This window comes from Pedobacter gandavensis (genome assembly GCF_014172405.1).
Taxonomy (GTDB): domain Bacteria; phylum Bacteroidota; class Bacteroidia; order Sphingobacteriales; family Sphingobacteriaceae; genus Pedobacter; species Pedobacter gandavensis.
The window spans coordinates 206,751-225,185 of sequence record NZ_WNXC01000009.1 but is presented as its reverse complement, the minus strand read 5'-3'; the positions used below and the strand labels follow the sequence as shown (position 1 = coordinate 225,185).

At 39.8% G+C, this 18,435-nt stretch carries 13 protein-coding genes; all 13 read left to right on the top strand.

Translation table 11 applies throughout. The annotated features are described in order from the left end of the window. Positions 1-250 precede the first annotated feature (250 nt). On the top strand, positions 251-802 hold the full coding sequence (locus tag GM920_RS21060; protein WP_182961200.1) for a ferritin: 552 nt from the start codon (positions 251-253) through the stop codon (positions 800-802). A gap of 53 nt (positions 803-855) precedes the next feature. After that, on the top strand, positions 856-1,098 hold the full coding sequence (locus GM920_RS21055) for a hypothetical protein (RefSeq protein ID WP_182961198.1): 243 nt from the start codon (positions 856-858) through the stop codon (positions 1,096-1,098). 901 nt (positions 1,099-1,999) lie between these two features. Beyond that, on the top strand, positions 2,000-5,098 hold the full coding sequence (locus GM920_RS21050) for a SusC/RagA family TonB-linked outer membrane protein (protein WP_202986158.1): 3,099 nt from the start codon (positions 2,000-2,002) through the stop codon (positions 5,096-5,098). A gap of 102 nt (positions 5,099-5,200) precedes the next feature. After that, positions 5,201-6,877 carry a RagB/SusD family nutrient uptake outer membrane protein gene (locus tag GM920_RS21045; RefSeq protein ID WP_182961196.1) on the top strand — a complete coding sequence of 559 codons (1,677 nt, stop codon included), beginning with the start codon at positions 5,201-5,203 and terminating at the stop codon, positions 6,875-6,877. A gap of 236 nt (positions 6,878-7,113) precedes the next feature. Next, positions 7,114-8,340, top strand: coding sequence for a LuxR C-terminal-related transcriptional regulator (locus tag GM920_RS21040; RefSeq protein ID WP_182961194.1), 1,227 nt, complete (start codon positions 7,114-7,116; stop codon positions 8,338-8,340). 291 nt (positions 8,341-8,631) lie between these two features. After that, the gene (locus GM920_RS21035) at positions 8,632-9,582 is read left to right on the top strand and encodes a CsgG/HfaB family protein (RefSeq protein ID WP_182961192.1); all 951 of its coding nucleotides are present in this window, start codon (positions 8,632-8,634) and stop codon (positions 9,580-9,582) included. Positions 9,583-9,594: 12 nt separating this feature from the next. Next, a complete protein-coding gene (locus GM920_RS21030; protein WP_182961190.1) occupies positions 9,595-10,083 on the top strand; it encodes a hypothetical protein in 489 nt (162 codons plus the stop codon). A 1-nt stretch (position 10,084) separates the two neighbouring features. Further along, on the top strand, positions 10,085-10,984 hold the full coding sequence (locus tag GM920_RS21025; protein ID WP_182961188.1) for a DUF6175 family protein: 900 nt from the start codon (positions 10,085-10,087) through the stop codon (positions 10,982-10,984). Positions 10,985-10,989: 5 nt separating this feature from the next. Beyond that, positions 10,990-11,889: a hypothetical protein gene (locus GM920_RS21020; RefSeq protein WP_182961186.1), complete on the top strand. Its 900-nt coding sequence runs from the start codon at positions 10,990-10,992 to the stop codon at positions 11,887-11,889. Between the two features lie 168 nt (positions 11,890-12,057). Further along, a complete protein-coding gene (locus GM920_RS21015) occupies positions 12,058-12,423 on the top strand; it encodes a hypothetical protein (protein ID WP_182961184.1) in 366 nt (121 codons plus the stop codon). 85 nt (positions 12,424-12,508) lie between these two features. Continuing rightward, positions 12,509-13,900 (top strand): TolC family protein, encoded by a 1,392-nt coding sequence (locus GM920_RS21010; protein WP_182961182.1) that lies wholly within the window; start codon positions 12,509-12,511, stop codon positions 13,898-13,900. A 12-nt stretch (positions 13,901-13,912) separates the two neighbouring features. After that, entirely contained in the window at positions 13,913-17,146 is a 3,234-nt protein-coding gene (locus tag GM920_RS21005; protein WP_317171579.1) for an efflux RND transporter permease subunit, read from the top strand. 5 nt (positions 17,147-17,151) lie between these two features. Then, a complete protein-coding gene (locus GM920_RS21000) occupies positions 17,152-18,246 on the top strand; it encodes an efflux RND transporter periplasmic adaptor subunit (RefSeq protein WP_182961178.1) in 1,095 nt (364 codons plus the stop codon). The last annotated feature ends 189 nt before the right edge of the window (positions 18,247-18,435 follow it).

Sequence of the window (18,435 nt, the reverse complement as noted above, 5' to 3'; positions counted from 1 at the left end):
TGTTATTTATTGCTGTTTTATTTATTTTAAAGTAAATGATTACGTTTATTGATTAATTGCATATCAGGTTAATCTCGGAATGGCATTCAGATATTCTGGTGAATTAACCATTCATTTTTATGGATTAAAATGGCTGTACCAATTGGATTCTTACTGAAACTCATATTTTGTAAAATGCCTGGTCATATGGATAGAAAACAATTGGTCTGGATACCTGTTAATAGTTTAGACGTTAAAAATAGCTTAGCATATGGACACGAACAGACTTTCAAAAACATTAGCTGTCGGGTTAAATACTCAAATGACTAAAGAAGCTGCTGCGGCACAAATTTATCTTTCCTATGCTTCATGGGCGAGCAGTGCGGGTTATGATGGAATCTCAAACTTTCTATTCAGACATGCAAACGAAGAGCGCAGCCACATGATGAAATTTCTCGAATATATCTTGCAGCGTGGGGCTAAAGTGAAAATTGAGGCCATACCTGCTCCACCAGAAGATCCGACAAGTGTACAGGATTGTTTTAATAAAGTGTTCGAATCTGAAATCGATAATACGAAGGCGATTTATAAATTGGTGAAAATGAGTTTGGAGGAAGAAGATTGGGCAACCTGGAATTTTATGCAATGGTTTGTGAAAGAACAAACGGAAGAAGAAACCATGGCCATGAACTTATTGGATAAAATCAAAGTTGCTGGCGGGTTAAAAGCCAGTGGCGATGCCCTCTATGAACTAGATCGGGATCTGAGAGGTACACCAGATGATGCTGCGCTTGCAGAAACAAAAACGACTGAAAACCCCTAGTGATTTTAATTTTACGCACTGTTTTTCTGTATCTTATTTAAATAATAACGGCCATGGAAGTTGTAAATCAAAATATAAGCATTCAGGATTGGGAACAAACGCCAATTTATGAAAACAATAATCCGAATGAAGGTCCGATACCCGAGGATGAAGAAGATGACGACGCTGATGATGACTTTTTTGAAGATGACGATCAGGACGATTTATCTGAAAATACGGAAGGTAATGACGACGAGGAAGACTTTGATGACGGTGAATTCGATGAGGAGGACGATGATGAATTAAATTGGAAATAGGATGTCTATTTTGCATCCTGACCAAACCGCTAGAAAAGCCGTTTTTCTGAAAAGAAGAGTGGCTTTTTTGTTATAGATCATCCATTTTGATCAGAATTATAACCCGGTACGCTCAAAATCTATTGTATTTAAGGTGTTTATATAGATGTTTTGTAGGCCTGTGCTGATTTTTTTTAAAGCATAACAGGATCATATTTGAAGAAATTGACCGCAATTTTTATCAGAAAACGTGAAAATGGCTTAATTGCAAATACTTAGCTATAGATTAGCTTTCCACGATAAGGATTTTGCGTAATGCCAATCATCCCACATTATTTTAGTTTCAGGTTTTGGCATTGATTTTCGGGTTTAATAGATATGGTTTTTAGTAATATATTTATTTTCAGGTAGTTATATTTGATTTAAGTTTATTCATTTCAATCTTATTTTACAATAATAGTCGGAAAAATATTTTTTCTTGAATTATATTTAATATGGAATGTAATCGTAGTTTTTTTTGAAAAAAAAATACCTGTTAAATTTATCGCCGCTAAGCGCTTCTCTCCAATAGTTTCCCTTTAAACTATTTATTGCTCATATTCAAACGTTTGCGTAAAAGCTTTTTAGCTAATTCGGTCATTATCATTTCAGTAAAATGAAGTGTTATGTATTACATAATCATCACTCTTATCTCTTTTCATTTTTGTGCATTCGTTTCATAAACGGCTCTGAAACGGGCTGTTCCAATTGTTTTTTGGTAGAAAAAAATCCTAATGGCTTTGGAACTGAACGCAATCGTTTGCGTAAACATCTGCGCTATGAGTTGATACATAATGATCTAGCTTTAATTTGATAAATCCTAAGGCCCAAAATGCAGGTTAAGGCTTCAGGATTCTTCAATAAACTATCAACTAAACCGATTATGATTAAAAATTTACAAGACCAACTTCTTCGTATGATGAAGTTAACCACAGTGTTGCTACTTCTTGCTATTGTGCAGGTAAGGGCAGCAGATCCAATTACTGTTCATGGAACAGTAACAGACAATAAAGGAGAAAGCATACCTGGAGTGAGTATTAAGATCAAAGGTACTACACGTGGTACTGTTGCAGACGCCCAGGGAAAATATACGATTGTTGCTCCTGAGACATCAAGTATCCTGGTATTTAGTTACCTTAATTATACCACTAAAGAAGTGGTTGTGGGCAACAGAACAACGATCAATGTCTCTTTAGTTGAAGCACCGGAATCTTTAACTGAGGTGGTTGTTGTTGGATATGGTACACAGAAAAAAGTGAACCTTTCTGGTGCTGTGAATACAGTAGCCACCAAAACAATTACCAACAGACCAGTGACTTCCTTAACCAATGCATTACAAGGAACTGTTCCTGGGATGGCCATTATTTCCCGTCCAGGTGATGTTGGTGGTGATATTGGATCAGTGAACATTAGAGGGCGTGGTAACCTGGGTACTTCTAGTCCATTATATGTGGTGGATGGTATACCTGTTGGAAGTGGTGATTTTGCCCGTATCAACCCTAATGATGTAGAAAGTATTTCTGTATTGAAAGATGCTTCTTCCTCTGCGATTTATGGTTCAAGAGCAGCTTATGGCGTTATTTTAGTTACGACTAAAAAAGGTAAAGATGGTAAAATGAGCATCAATTATAATGCTTATTACGGTTTACAATCGGCCTTGATTTTACCAAATTGGTTGGGTTCATATGATTATGCAACCTTACGTAATGAAGCAGCTTTAAATGCAGGTAAAAAAGTAATTTATACGCCTGAAGCATTAGATAAAATTAAGAACCATTCAGATCCGGATAATTTCCCGGATAACGATTGGTACGACTTAACCTTAGACAAAACTGCCCCAATGATGGAGCACTCCATTAATATTTCAGGTGGCGGAGTAACGAAGTATTTCTTAAGCGGTTCTTATTTCGACCAAAACTCCCTTAATCCAGGTAAAAACTTGAAACGTTACACTTTGAGGTCTAATACAGAAAGCCAGGTAACTGAAAAGTTTAAAATCGGTTCTAACATTTCCTTTATCAGAGATGCCCTGGACAATAAAAATGGAAGTACCAATTTTCTTTCTTTAAACAGAGTAGTACCATTGTTAGTAAACAAACAAAGCAATGGCGAATGGGGAAGTGTGAATGGTGGTGTAATTGATGGAACATTGGCAGCTAATAACCCTGTACGTACCTTACAAGAAGGTGGACGTAACTCTTATAATTACAGCAGATTATTAAGCGGAGTGAACGGAACTTATACCCCGGTTAAAGGATTAGATATTAGTGGGTTAGTTTCTTACAATTATTACAATTCTGTGGTTTCTGCTTTCACAAATACCATGGATCCGATCAATAACTTCTTTACCGGAAAGCCTATTAGTGGAACAGGGGTAGCAGTGAACCAATTGGATGAATCCTGGTTTAACAGTGGTAAATTCCTTGCACAAGCGACAGCGAGTTATGAGAAAAGTATTGATAAACACTACGCAAAGTTATTGGTAGGTTCTTCTTATGAAGATTACAAAGATAAGTCTATCAGAGTGATTCGTAAAAACTTTGTAAACAATGATTTAAATGCGATCAATGCAGGTTCAGCAGATCCATTAAATACAACAAGTTCTGGATCAATCAATGAAAATGCATTTGAATCCGTATTCGGTAGGTTCAATTATGCTTATAACGACAGGTATTTATTCGAGGCAAGTATGCGTGTAGATGGTTCTTCTCAATTTGCGCCTGGTCATCGTTGGGGTGCTTATCCTTCCTTCTCTGGTGGATGGCGTATTTCTCAGGAAGATTTCATGAAATCAATAGGATGGATATCTGAGTTGAAATTACGTGGATCCTGGGGTAAATTGGGTAACGTAAGTAATGTAGGTAACTATGACTTCTATGATGGTTTAAAGACCGGTACTGCTGTTATTCTTGATGAAAGTAAACAGGATGGGGTATGGCCTGGAAAACTGGCTAATCCAACCTTATCATGGGAAAAAGTAACGATGACTAACATTGGTATCGATGCTGGTTTATTCCATAATAAATTGAGTTTCCAAATTGATGCCTTTGATCGAATGACCAATGGTATCCTATTGGTAAATCCATCTTTACCTGATGAGGCTGGATTGACACCTGACTTAAGTCCTTCTGTAAACTTAGCTAAAGTTCAGAATAGAGGTTTCGAGTTCTCCTTAAACCACAGCAGCCATATTGGAGAGTTTAATTACTCAATCGGCGGAAATTTCAGTAGAATCTGGAACAAAGTAATTGACCTTGGTGGACAAGGAGATCAGATTAATGGAAATTACATTAATCGTGTAGGTTTACCAATCGGTTCTTTCTACATGTGGGAAGCAGAAGGTTTATTCGCTGATGCAAATGATGTAAAAAATCATGCCGTACAATCGGTAAATACCAAGCCAGGTGATATTAAATATAAAGATGTAAGTGGACCTAACGGTGTTCCTGATGGTATAATTGATGGTGATGACCGTAAAATAATGGGTGGTGATGTTCCATACATTAGTTATGGTCTTAATCTGTCAGCAAGTTATAAGAACTTTGACTTTTCAGTGTTGGGACAAGGTGTCTCTGGCGTTAAGGTTTACCTTGATTCAGAAGCTTCTCAGGCCTTCTTTAACGGTGCTGGAGTAAAACAGTATCAGTTAGGTCGTTGGACTACAGAAAATCCTAATCCAAATGCAGCTTATCCTCGTTTACTACAGTCTGCCGATAATACGCAGAATTTAAAACAATCTAGTTTTTGGTTATTTGATGCAGATTATTTCAGAATTAAATCTGTAACGCTGGGTTATACGCTCCCTAAAAACGTCATTCAACCTTTACATATTCAGAATTTAAGGTTCTATGTGTCAAGCAATAACTTACTTACAATTAGAGGAGATAAAAGGTTAAAAGATTTTGATCCGGAAATGGCTTCTACTCGTGCATCTTATCCGCAAACAAAAACCATTTCTTTCGGAATTAACTTAACGCTTTAATCACCTAATCAATCAACAAAATGAAATTAATCGCATGTTGTTTTCAACAGAAATAAATGTGCTCACGATGACTTCATAATTGTTAAAATTAAATATACACCGATGAAAAAAATATTATACTTACCCCTTGTGGTTTTTGCGCTATCGATACAAACATCTTGCAAAAAATCATCACTTGACAGGGTACCGCAAGACCAGATTTCCAGTGCAACTTTCTGGACTTCACAAAACGAAGCTAGATTAGCCTTGAATGGATGTTATGGCTATTTAAATGGAGGTTATAGTAATGTTTATGATGACGGATCATCAGACAATGCCTATGCACAATACCCTTGGGAGAGCACGGCAACTTCTGTCAGCGCCGGAGATATTGACGCAACACTTGATCTGGGCTATAATTCAAGGTACGTTTTTATCAGAAAGTACAACTACTTCCTGGATAACGTGGATAAAGTTCCAATGGAGGACGTGATGAAACGTAGATTTATTGCTGAGGCAAGAGCACTTAGAGCGATCACTTATTTTGATTTGGCCAGGACTTTTGGTGCAGTACCGCTGTTGACAAAAAGTTATGTAGATCCACAAGAAACCGCAGTAGCACCAACAGCAGAAGCGGATGTAATTGCATTCTGCTTAGCAGAATTAACCAGTGCTGCGGTTGACCTCCCTGCGACTTATGTAGGTGGAACTGGTAATGAGACAGGAAGGATTACTTCTGGAGCAACTTGGGCTATAAAAAGCAGAATTCAAATGTATTATGGTAAATGGGCTGATGCTGTTGCAAGTACTAAAGTGATCATGGGAATGGGCTACAAATTATTTAGGGTGACAGCGGTTACTCCAGATATCCTGAAAGATGATTATTCTTCATTAGTGACTTTTGCAGACGCTGCTGAAAAGGAAAAATTCTATAAAGGCCTGGCCAGTTATGAACAACAATTCTGGACTGTAAATGAAAATAGTAAAGAGGTGATTCTAGCTTCACAAAGTATCACCAACTCTTCTTATGAATATGGAAATGGATTAAGAACATTGCTTCCTCCTTCTGATTTAGGAGGCTGGAGCTCCATTACACCTACTCAAGAATTGGTTAATGCGTATTGGGATAAAACCGGACACACCTTTGCCGCACCTACTGCAGCACAACGTGCCACAAATTATAATAATGGCAAACCAACTACCACCTATTTTGATGAGTTTAAAAACAGAGATACTCGCCTTTATGCAAGTGTTTTATTCCCGAGTAATCCTTGGAATAGCTTCAATGCCGGTTATACATTCACATGGGGTAGAGGTGGAAATAACAACAGTAAAACTGGTTATAACTTTAAGAAAATGGTGGATCCTGCCTACATAGAAAATGACTGGGATGGTGCTCAGGATTTCCCTATCATTCGTTATGCAGAAATTCTACTAAGTTATGCTGAAGCACAGAACGAAGTTTCGGGTCCGGATGCTTCTGTGTATGATGCACTAAACGATGTACGTGACCGTTCAGGTATGCCAACTGTTGATCAGACCGTTTTTAATAGCAAAGAAACCGTACGTGAGTTGATTAGAAATGAACGTCGAATTGAGCTAGCAGGTGAAGGTCAACGTAATGCTGACATCAGACGTTGGAACATTGGCAAAAATGTAATGAAAAGTACTTACGACTTAACCAATAGTATTGTTCAAGAGCGTAACTGGCAAGATAAATTTAAAGTAATGCCATATCCTCAAAGTGCATTGGATCACAATGCCAATTTGAAAGCTGCTCAATCAGCAAAAGGATATTAGTATTTGCATTTTTATAGACCGAATTTCCCTATAGGTCTAATATGTTATTAGGGGGTGAATCAGACAGGTTAGGGTCGAAGTTTACAACCTAGCCACCACAAACCTTCTTTACAATTGTAAAGAGGGTTTTGTGTTTTTAGAAATATTTACAAACTTTGTGTTTAATAACCTTTAGGTAATTTTATTCTATCTTTATCGATTCAAATTAATTTTATAATCGATATCTTTTACTTTCCATGTTTTTCCGTTCCCTATTACTGATCTGTGCGACTAGTCTTTTAAACCTGCTAACACCTGCCTTCGGCCAAACAATTGATTATGATAAATTACAGGAAGAGATTTCTCTGTTAAATGACAACAATCAAAATGAAAAATCACTAATCAAGTTAGAAGCGATCATCAACGATGCTGAATCTACGGCCTATGATAAGTACCATGCCTACCTTCAAAAATCGCTAACTTATAAGCAATTGTATAATTATACAGCTGCTTTGACAAACCTCCAAAATGCTTATCTGGAGGGCCAAAAAAGTAAGCATCGGATAGAAACGGAGACCCGCATATTAATTGAACGCATCCTAATCCATTATGATTTAAAGAATGATAAGGAGTTACTGGAAGCTATAAAACAGGTTGACCCTGCTCAGCTTCATTATGTAAAGAAAGAAACACTTGCATTTTACATCTGTGTCCTTGGTCAACTGGAGTTTAAAAAAGATAATCTTGTCGCTGCTGAAAAATATTTCGATGATGGAATCAAGCTTTTGGAACAACAAAACCCTAAACATTTACCGGTATTATACAAAGCAAAAATTCAATTGTATACCCGATTAAAGAATAAGCAAAAAGCACAGGAAGCCTTCGATAAAGGCTTTTATTACGCGAATAAATACGGTATAGATATCTATAGAATTACGATGCTTGAAAGTATGATCCTCTACTACGTAGAGAATGATGATTATAAGCATGCTTATGAAGTACAGAAAAAGGTAAGTGAAGAAAGACGTCAATATGATGCTGCCAATCGTAGTGGGAAATTAAACCAGATCGAGCAGGAACTCTTACAACATCGTAATTTGGAAGAAAGTAGCAACCAAAAGAAGATAACCTTACTTTATGTTTATGTAATCATCCTGCTGTTGGCGCTGATTTTTGCTTTGTATAAGTTGAATAAAGCAAATAAACAACGTCGGCTTTCTATTGAAAAGGAATTGGAATTGTTGCGTTTCCGTTTACTAAAAGATGCAAATTCAACAGATACCCAGGAAAATCCGCCGTTATCAAAAAGCATTGAAACCTCCAAATTAAAGCCCCGTCATTTAAAAATTATTGAACTCGTTCGTGAAGGTAAAACCAATAAGGAAATTGCCTCCGACCTTTTTATCTCCGATAATACAGTAAAGTATCACCTCAAAACTATTTATGATATTCTAGAGGTGAACAGCCGATCAGAATTGATGTAATTGACCTGGTTTAAAAGAAAAAGGCTTTCCTTTTTCTTCCCTGAAAATCAATAGCGAGCCCTTGTTTTTTATAAGGGCTTTAGGAACGCTTTGCCAGTTGGTTTTTATGGTGTCAAGTGTAACTATCTTAAGTTTAGTTGTTTGTCTGTAGTACTACCCATCGGACTACCCGATGTTTCTGCTGTAAACTACCAACCGACTACCGCTAAACTACCTCCTGCAGACTAGGATCGCCAGTCTAAATAGCCAACATTTGCAGCTCGCAAATTTTCATTACCATTTTATCAAACCATGATTAAAAAATCATTTTACTTAGCGTCTTTATTCTTGTGTAGTTTACACCTAAAAGCACAGGAAAAAATAAGTGTCGCATTTATTCCTATGTCCTTTGATGAGGGAGTTGTTTCCAAGATGGAAGTCAAAATCATTCAAGAAACCATCATTAATTCATTTGTTTCTTCTAAAAGATTTACCGTGGTAGACCGCAATAATCTGGAGAGTCTGGAGAAAGAAAAGAAACTCCAAAGAACAGAAGCTTTTATGGATAGTAAGGAGTCATTTAAAGATGGCATTAGCAAAGGCGCCAGCTATCTTATTGAAGGCAACATCCTGGGGATAAAACATACGAGCAAGAAAGATAAATGGAACAGTAATGTGACCATACAATTAAAAGTATTGGATGTGTCAACAGGAGAAATTGTAACGACAGAAAGTATAAATTCTGAACCGGTTGGAGAGGCAGAAGACTTAAAATCGATTATCAAAACGCATTACAGCAAGGATGAGCTTAAAGCTCAGGAAAATAGAAATCAGCTGATCAATCAACCAAAGGATAATTCGGATGCCTCCTTTAAAGTGGCACTGGACCGTTTAACTGATAATGTAAAGCTTTTTACCGGTAAAAATTTTCCGATGCGTATTGAGATTGTGGAATGGATTGGCAAAGGCGGGAAATCGCTATCTGCACAAAAATCCGGAGGAAATTTCAAAGGGCCATTTAAAGATTTTGTCATTGCCGCTGGTTCAAACCTGGGGATCAACAAAGGACAATTGCTGGATATTGTTTCCAGGAACACCGTAAATGTAGGTGGAAAAACGATCGATAGGCAGCAAAAAATTGGCACAGCATGGGTATTTAGCGTAGACGATGGAAATTTCTCCAGCGCAACGGTAATCGATGGGGAGAAAAATATAAAAAAAGCCGTTGCAGATAAAGTGACGTTTGGAGTCTTAACTAAATAATTCAAAATAAACATGAGAAAAATTAAACTTTTGGTACTGTTGGCTATAGGCCTGTCTGTATCGTCTAGCTGTACTAAGAAACTATTGTCCAACCCATATTCAAATTCTGCTGTGATCAATCACGAGGCACAGGGATTGGTAACGTTAAGAGGAGTTAGTGATGAATTTCCGAACAATAGTAAAGATGAGGGGCATGCAGTCGCGCTTAAAAATGCACAGCAGAAAGCTTTAGAACAATTGTTTTACATGGGCTTCCCAGGTACTGATTTCAAAAACCCAATGATTCGCAAGGGAAAATCTGTTGAAACTGAAAATAAAGCCTTTTTTGATAAGTTTTGGAAAGGTGATTACAAACAGTTTATCACAAGTTCAAATTCGACCTTTTATACCTGTGCAGATAATAAAAAATGTGTTTCTGCGGTCGTAGAATTCAAATTGAATTACAATGCTTTACGTACGGAATTGGAGCGTAATAAAGTGTTAAATAAAATAGGTTTTTAAGATGAAAAGTGTTTTTTCAACGGGGTTAATTTGCCTGATTTTAGCATGCTTTGTGCCTAATGCTAAGTCGCAAATAGCAGCCACCAGAAGCGCTGAGGTAACCCGGGCTGCGGCAAAAATCATGGTGGTACCCTATAGTAAGCAGGATGAAAATGTTCAAACGGTTTTAGATAATAATCCCGCTGTACGTACCGCAGTGTCTAAGGTAAAGGAAGCCTTTGATCAGCGGGGATGGTCTACTGTAGATTTCGTGGCCAATTTACGTGCTGCGCAAGCCAATTCTGCCTTTACGGCCGATAGGCAGTCCAACTTCAAATCCGATTTATTGAGTGGCTCTGGTGCAGATTTTTATGTGCAGGTAGATGTGCAGAACAATACGGACGATAGCGGTACCAATATTACCTTAAACGTAACGGCATTTGAAACCCATACTGGTGCGAGCTTTTCAAACCAAACGGCATCAAGTGGACGTTTTGTAACCAATGATGTAGAGAAACTCATTACGCGGGCATTTGAAAAGATGCAAGAAGAGTTTATGAATAACCTGATGGTAAAAACCGATGAGATCAGAGACATTGGAAGAGCATTGGTGATACATTTCAATCTGGATGAAAATTGTGCAATAGATTTTGATTCGGAAATTGAAGGCGGAAAGTTTTTAAACGAAGCCATTGAAGAATGGGTTTCTGCTAGTGCATTTAGGGGTAGAGCTAATTTAGCCGGTATTATTGAAAATAAAATGGTATTCGACGAAGTTCGTATTCCTCTGTTTGATCAGGAGACAGATAAACCATTTAATCCCAATAAATTTGCGAATGAAATTATCCGGTTCTTAAAGAGTAAAAACATAAATGCAACCAGGAATATTAAAGGTCAGAGTTTGTTTATTACGATTAAGTAAGGGAAATGAAAAGAACGCTGTTAAATATATTGCTGTTGGTTTTTTCAAGCTCATTGGCTTTCGCTCAAAATATCAAGGTAAGTGCTATAGGTTACAGTTTTAGTATTCCCGAGGGCGATGCATTGGTGGAGAAAAAACAATATGAGTTCTTGGTAGAACAATTAAAAAAGAACTTTAAGAATAGGTTGAGCTTTTCCAACCAGTCGCCATTTTATATTGTTCCTAAAATTAATATCCTAAGTAATATGACGGCTGGAGATATGGGAGATGTGAAAGTGATGAAGGTTCAAGTTCAATTGATGGTAGAGAATCCTGACCTTCAAGTTACGTTTAATACTTTTAGTAAAACCACAATTGCCACGGCTACTAATGCCGAGGCTGCAATCTTAAAGGCAATTCAGGAATTAAAACCCAACGATAAAAAACTCAATGAGTTTTTGGTGTCCACTGAGCAATTGATCCATAATTTCTATCAGGAAAATTGTCCGAAGATTTTAAAATCTGCTAAGCTAAATATTGATCGTAAAGAGTTTAGTAAAGCATTTGCCTTATTGCGGTATGTTCCTGAGGAGCTGGGCTGTTATCATGAAGTTGAAGGGTTGATTACTTCCATTTATCAGCAACATAAAAATGAATATTGTGGCAAACAGTTGCTCAAAGCAAAATTGGAAGAATCGAAAGAAGGCTATGATAAAGCTTTAGCATACCTCCGCTTTGTGGATCCTGCTGCCAATTGTTATCCCGAAGTTTCTGCACTGCTCCAGCAAATCGGAACAAAGGTTAATATGGAAACCATCCGGCAGTTTGAAAAGGAGAAAAATATTTTTGACAAGAAAACTGAAATGGAGAAAATGAAAATTCTTGTAGCCAACACAGACGATATCTCCTTGCACATTCATAATTAATTGTAGTATATTTTTATACCTGAAATGGGCTTTACTAATTTTATTTTGGTGAAGCCCATTTTTTTTGAAGTGTTTATTACAGTTTTTTTCTATGCGCAACTTTTCTGTTACTTGTTCTCGCTTAAGTTTAAATTTTTCAAATTTGACATTCGTCATCAAACAGAGTAGATGCTTAAAACACTTAAAATTCTTTTCTATTTTTCTGCCATCCTTTTCATAGGAAAGCCATTTCTGGGTTTTTCCTTATTGGATCGCAATCAGAATGAAGTGGTTACCAGTGTACTCCTTGGAAAGCTTTTTAGTAAGCGAAAGCATGACTATATTGAAGATGACCTGATGGAATCTGCCGCGATCCAGCAAATGCTCTCGCGCCCGCCAATTGAATCAATACTCACGTTTTTTGGTTTTCTGGCATTACTTTTTTCAGCGCTTGTTGTTAAGGTTAGGCTGACAACAGCAATGCTTCAGGGAATTCAGGTCCGGCTTCCGGGCAGGGATGATACCTATCTCCATACCATGACCTTCCGTATATAGGATTTTCCTATTCTTCTTGACGGAACCACATCAGATGGTTTCTTACGGTTAAGGTTCAATTTCGGATTAACACACATAAACACAAATGTTGTCTTTAAAAAAAGGCCTGTTCATACTATTGGTAAGTAGTTATGGGCTGGGCATAAACGCGCAAACTAAACAGGGAAGCTTATCCCCTAATACCCTGATTGATCAAGTGAACAGTCATGCACCGTCATTAATGGCTGATGAATCTGCCATTATCATGAGCAAAGCGGAGGCGGGAGAGGCTGCTTACAATTGGTTGCCAAATCTCAAACTGAACTACCAGGCAGATTTGGGAACGAATAATAACGTTGCCGGACCTTATTTTGGCTTTGGTATCGTTCCTTCCAATTCCAGGGGAGTTAGAGAAAATAACAATTACCATGCGGCACTAACCAATCTTGGGATTATAGCCCTGGACTGGGAACTCTATAATTTCGGTGCTTTTGATGCGTTGAATAAGGTAGCGAAATCTAAGATTCAGATCAGCCAGAAATCTTTGGAATGGTCAAAATTTCAGTTGCAGAACCTGAGCATGGCTGGCTATCTTCAATTGCTGCGCTACCGGGATTTGCTCCGGATTCAATCTGCTGCAATTGAGAGAAACCAGGACATTGAAAGGTCCATACTCGCGCTGGCCAAAAGCGGCGTTATTGCGGGCGTAGACACCAGTATCGCGCAAGCGGAACTTTCCAAATCAAGACTGGATTACATCGAACTGTCTAACGGGTACAAACAAGTGCAGCTAAAATTGGCTTATTTAAGTGGACTACCTCTGGATTCCATAGTACCAGATACTTTGGTTCAACAGAAATTGATTAGCAATGGAATTGCTGTCCTTGCCCAGCATAATGTTGATTTAAGTAATCCTTTGGTAGAACTACAAGAATCGGTTTACAAGCATAGTCTGGATAAGGAAACTGCGGTAAAGAAAGGATATGCGCCCAAAATTTCCCTTCAGGCTGCGGCTTGGGGCAGGGGATCGAGTATTACTTCCAACGATGAATTTCAAAATTTGTCTGAAGGATGGGGAGTTGATCGTAGCAATTACCTGGTTGGCCTGGGCATCTCTTATAACCTGAGCGACCTGAAACGCCGCCAGCTAAAGCTACGGAGTCAGAAAGCTGCTACAGCTTATGAACTCAGCAGATTAAATGCACAAAAACAAGAACTTTCCTTGCAGAGCAAGCAAGCCTATGCCGAGCTAAATACCGCATTGGAAAGGTTGAGGGAGATCCCCCGGCAACTTATAGCCGCAAAGGCCGGCTATCGGCAAAAACTGTCACTCTATAAAAATGGGCTAACCAATATCATAGAGCTTAATGCCACACTCGCCGTCCTGGATCGAGCGGAAAGGGATTTTGTAATGGCCAAGAATGGCTATTGTACTGCGCTGCTGCACTGCGCTGTGGGGACCAACCAATTTAATCAAATTTTGAACCTATTACGATAAACAATTATGTCCATGCTTAGCACAGCACTAAAAAGGCCAATTACGATCGTGGTGATTATTTTCAGTCTCCTGATCTTTGCTTTTTTGAGCGCGATTAAAATACCAGTAGATATATTTCCCCAATTGAATCTGCCGACTATTTACGTGATAGAATCTTATGGCGGGATGTCTCCACAACAGATGGAAGGCTTTTTCTCTACAAGACTTCAGGATCAGTTCCTGTATGTGAATGGGATTAAGAACATCACCAGTAAAAATATACAAGGGCTTACCATGCTCAAACTCAGTTTCTATGAAAACACCAATATGGCGGAAGCTTCTGCTCAGGTAGCACTGCAAGTCAATCGTGCAATGAAGTTTTTCCCACCTGGAGCTTTGCCACCCCAGGTGGTACGGTTTGATGCCTCCTCACTACCAGTTGGCCAGCTGGTTTTGTCGAGCAAAACCAGAAGTTTAAAGGAAATCTACGACCTGGCCGCTACCCGGGTACGCCCGATGTTTGCCGCTGTTCCAGGATTATCCGCGCCACCGCCATTTGGGGCCAATTCCAGATCCATTACTGTAAACATCGATCCCAATAAACTGAGAAGCTATAACCTCACTACAGATGAAGTAGTTAGTGCATTGGCCAAGTTCAATGTCATGTCGCCATCGGGAAACCTGCGCCTGGGAAATACCATGATGGTGACCACCATGAATTCCCTGGTCAAGGAGGTGAAGGAGTTTGGCAATATTCCTGTACTGGTCAAAGGAGGTGTTCCCGTCTTGATCAAAGACATTGCACGCGTCAGCGATGCTGCAGACGTTACCGTAGATTATGCGCTGATCAATGGTAAACGCTCGGTTTATATACCAGCAGTAAAGACCGCCGACGCCTCTACCTGGTCCGTAGTCCAGACATTGAAAGCAAAAATACCCGAAATGCAAAGTCTCTTGCCCGATGACGTCAAAATTTCTTATGAGTTTGACCAATCGGTGTTTGTGATCAACGCTGTGGAGAGTCTAATTACGGAGGGTTCCCTTGGTGCATTACTCACTGGTTTGATGGTACTGCTGTTTTTGAGGGACCTGCGCAGCAGCTTGATTGTGGTGATCACCATTCCTGTTTCCATACTTATTGGTGTGATGTTGCTGGGTATGTTCGGACAAACGATCAATATCATGACCTTAAGTGGATTGGCATTGGCGATTGGTATATTGGTAGACCAGGCGACGGTTGCAATAGAAAATATCCACCAGCATCTGGAAATGGGAAAACCCCAAAAGCAGGCCATCTATGATGCCTGTCAGGAAATTTCTTACCCTTTACTGCTGATCTTACTCTGTATCCTTGCTGTATTTGCCCCTTCATTCCTGATGAGCGGTGTGCCTAAAGCGATGTTTCTTCCACTATCCTTATCGATTGGACTGACGATGATCGTTTCCTATATCCTTGCGCTCACTTTGGTGCCGATCTTAAGCAATTGGATGATCAAGTCCGAACGATACCAGCATTATGAACATGGTAAAGTACATGCGCATGCTGGAGAGGTGCTGGATGAAGCTGAGGAAAGGCAAGTTGAGGCCCATTTGAAGGAAGAACAAGCGCATCCGGAGAAGAATGACCTTTTTGAACGTGTAAAACTTCGTTACATGAACATCATCACGAGCTGGATGCCTTATAAAAAATTACTTGTGCCCATATATCTCGTTTTGGTCATTGGGTTTGCTGCTGCAGGATTCGTTTTTATAGGAAAAGACATGATGCCTAAAGTGAGTAACGGACAGTTCCAGATTCGGATCAAAGAACCAGATGGAACAAGATTGGAGCGTACCGAAGATAAATTGAAACAAGTGTTGTCTATCATCGACAATACGGTTAATCATAAGGTGTCGATCAGTTCTGCTTATGTCGGACTCATACCAAGCAGTTATGGGGTCAGCAACTTGTACGTTTTCAATACAGGTACACACGAGGCCGTGATGCAGGTGAATTTGGATAAGGACTACAAGGTCAATATGGATGAGCTGAAAGATGCACTGCGGAAAAATATCGCTTTTAAATTTCCTGACCTCCGCATCAGCTTTGAACCGATAGACATGACAGAGAAGATCATGAGCCAGGGGGCGAGTACGCCGATTGAAGTCCGGGTGGCGGGAAAGGATATGAACGAAATTGAATCTTATGCCAATCAGGTGGTTGCTAAGTTGAAAACTATTGATTACCTGCGTGATGTGCAAATCGCTCAACCCTTGAAGCTTCCTGTAGTAACCATAAATATTGACCGACTGAAAGCCGCGCAACTTGGTTTGGATGTCGCGCAAATTTCCAGGTCTGTAACAGCCAGTACTTCTTCCAGCAGGTTTACAGAGAAAATCCAATGGCTGGACGAAAGTAAGGCCTATACTTATCAGGTACAGGTTCAGGTGCCTGAATATGTGATGAACACGATGGATGAGCTAAAGCAAATTCCATTGGTGAGGGGACAAAGTAGTCCTGTTCTTGGCGACCTGGCGACCTTCAGTATCAGGTATACCCCAGGAGAATTTGACCGGGCAGGTCCCAGACGATTTTTAACCATAGGCGCGAATATCCACAAGCAGGATTTGGGTACCGCAACGGCAGCGGTAAATAAAGCTTTGGCTGCTTTGAAGACGCCGCCTAAAGGAGTGGTTGTTGAACTTAAAGGGATGTCCAGCCTGCTCACAGAAACGATGAATAGTCTGCAATATGGGTTGCTCTTTGCTATATTGGTGATCTTTCTTTTGCTGACTGCCAATTATCAGTCTGTTAAATTGGGACTGACCGTCCTGGTGACGGTGCCGGCAGTAATTCTTGGATCTCTGACATTATTACTGCTCACTGGATCTACACTGAATTTGCAATCTTACATGGGAATGATCATGTCCACAGGCGTATCTGTAGCCAATGCCATTCTAATTGTGACCAATGCCGAGAACCTGCGGTTGGATTACAAGAATTCTACCAAGGCCGCCATCACGAGTGCTTCGATCAGACTTAGACCAATCCTGATGACCAGTCTGGCAATGATGGCCGGGATGATCCCGATGGCCTCCGGTATGGGAGAGGCCGGAGAACAAACCGCTCCTTTAGGAAGGGCAGTGATCGGAGGTCTATTCGCTTCCACGCTTGCTGCCTTGTTTATCCTTCCTCAGGTCTTCGCCTGGCTCCAGGATACAACGAGCTTAAAATCAGTCTCACTTATGCCCGATGATACATTAGAAAACCAAAACGAAAACCAATAAAAATCATGACAACTTATCATAAATATATTACAACTGTTGCTGTTATAGGCCTTCTCGCTGCTGGTTGTTCCAGTGGAGAACAACCTAAAGACCTTAGAGATCATAAAAAGGAAACCACAATAGCTGAGGATTTGCTGGCTAAGGTGCTGAAAAAGGGTTTAATCAGCGATATAGTCCTGTCTGGTAGTCTTAAACCTTATAATGAGGTCAATATCTTTCCCAGGGTAAATGCCTTTGTAAAAACCATTGCTGTTGACAGGGGAAGTTTGGTCAGTAAAGGGCAACTCCTGGCTACACTGGAAGCCCCGGAAATGGAGTCACAGTTGCAGGCGGCTAACTCGAGGTTTACACAAGCCACAGAGAATGCGCGTGCCAGTAAAGAGAAGTACGGACGACTAAAGGAAGCCGCTAAAGAACCTGGTGCCGTTTCTCCCCTTGATCTGGATAATGCAATGGCCAGGATGAAAGCTGATGAAGCCATTGCTTTGTCCGAAAAATCTAACATGGGCTCCGTAAAAACCATGCAAAGTTACCTGCAAATCTATGCCCCATTTGATGGCATGATTATTCAACGTAATGTGTCACCGGGAGCCTTAGTCTCACCGGGAAAATCTACGGATCAGCCGATGTTTGTGTTACAGGATATCAAAAAACTTAGACTGGAGGTTTTTATCCCGGAAAATTATGTAGACAAGGTAGACCTGAAAAAGCCGGTGAGCTTTATTTTTAATGCGACACCAGGACTGACCCGCAAGGCAAAGATCAGCCGTTCAGCCAATACCTTAGGTAGTACACGATCAGAAGCGGTGGAGGTGGATATTGCCAATGCCGATCAGCAGCTTAAGCCAGGCATGTATGCTGAGGTACGAATTCCTTTGTTATCGGGAGCGAGGTCCTTGCTGGTACCAAATTCTGCAATTGTGCGATCTACCGAACGTCAGTATGTGATCGTCGTTAGGGCAGGGAGGGCAGTTCTCGTTGACGTGAAAGAAGGATTAGCAGCTCCTGATTCCACTGAGGTATTTGGGAATTTAAAGGCAGGTGAGCTGGTTTTGAAACAGGGTAATGATGAAGTCAAAGAGAATGACTTCATTAAATAAAATTCAAACACAGCCGCTTCTGCGGCTGTGTTTGAATTTTATGGAACTTTAGAACCTCTTATTTTGTAGCCAAATTTTGGATTTATGATGACTAATCCAGTACCTGAATTATAAGATGGCCTACTTCTCGGTGAAGGTGCCCCTGAGCGACATTTGAAGTTATTACCACGTTTTAACTGGTTTCTTTCT

Coding starts and splice junctions, on each gene's coding strand:
- GM920_RS21025 (WP_182961188.1), top strand. CDS start 10,085: ATGAAAAGTGTTTTTTCAACGGGGTTAATTTGCCTGATTTTAGCATGC.
- GM920_RS21050 (WP_202986158.1), top strand. CDS start 2,000: ATGATTAAAAATTTACAAGACCAACTTCTTCGTATGATGAAGTTAACC.
- GM920_RS21060 (WP_182961200.1), top strand. CDS start 251: ATGGACACGAACAGACTTTCAAAAACATTAGCTGTCGGGTTAAATACT.
- GM920_RS21040 (WP_182961194.1), top strand. CDS start 7,114: ATGTTTTTCCGTTCCCTATTACTGATCTGTGCGACTAGTCTTTTAAAC.
- GM920_RS21000 (WP_182961178.1), top strand. CDS start 17,152: ATGACAACTTATCATAAATATATTACAACTGTTGCTGTTATAGGCCTT.
- GM920_RS21045 (WP_182961196.1), top strand. CDS start 5,201: ATGAAAAAAATATTATACTTACCCCTTGTGGTTTTTGCGCTATCGATA.
- GM920_RS21010 (WP_182961182.1), top strand. CDS start 12,509: ATGTTGTCTTTAAAAAAAGGCCTGTTCATACTATTGGTAAGTAGTTAT.
- GM920_RS21015 (WP_182961184.1), top strand. CDS start 12,058: ATGCTTAAAACACTTAAAATTCTTTTCTATTTTTCTGCCATCCTTTTC.
- GM920_RS21005 (WP_317171579.1), top strand. CDS start 13,913: ATGCTTAGCACAGCACTAAAAAGGCCAATTACGATCGTGGTGATTATT.
- GM920_RS21035 (WP_182961192.1), top strand. CDS start 8,632: ATGATTAAAAAATCATTTTACTTAGCGTCTTTATTCTTGTGTAGTTTA.
- GM920_RS21055 (WP_182961198.1), top strand. CDS start 856: ATGGAAGTTGTAAATCAAAATATAAGCATTCAGGATTGGGAACAAACG.
- GM920_RS21030 (WP_182961190.1), top strand. CDS start 9,595: ATGAGAAAAATTAAACTTTTGGTACTGTTGGCTATAGGCCTGTCTGTA.
- GM920_RS21020 (WP_182961186.1), top strand. CDS start 10,990: ATGAAAAGAACGCTGTTAAATATATTGCTGTTGGTTTTTTCAAGCTCA.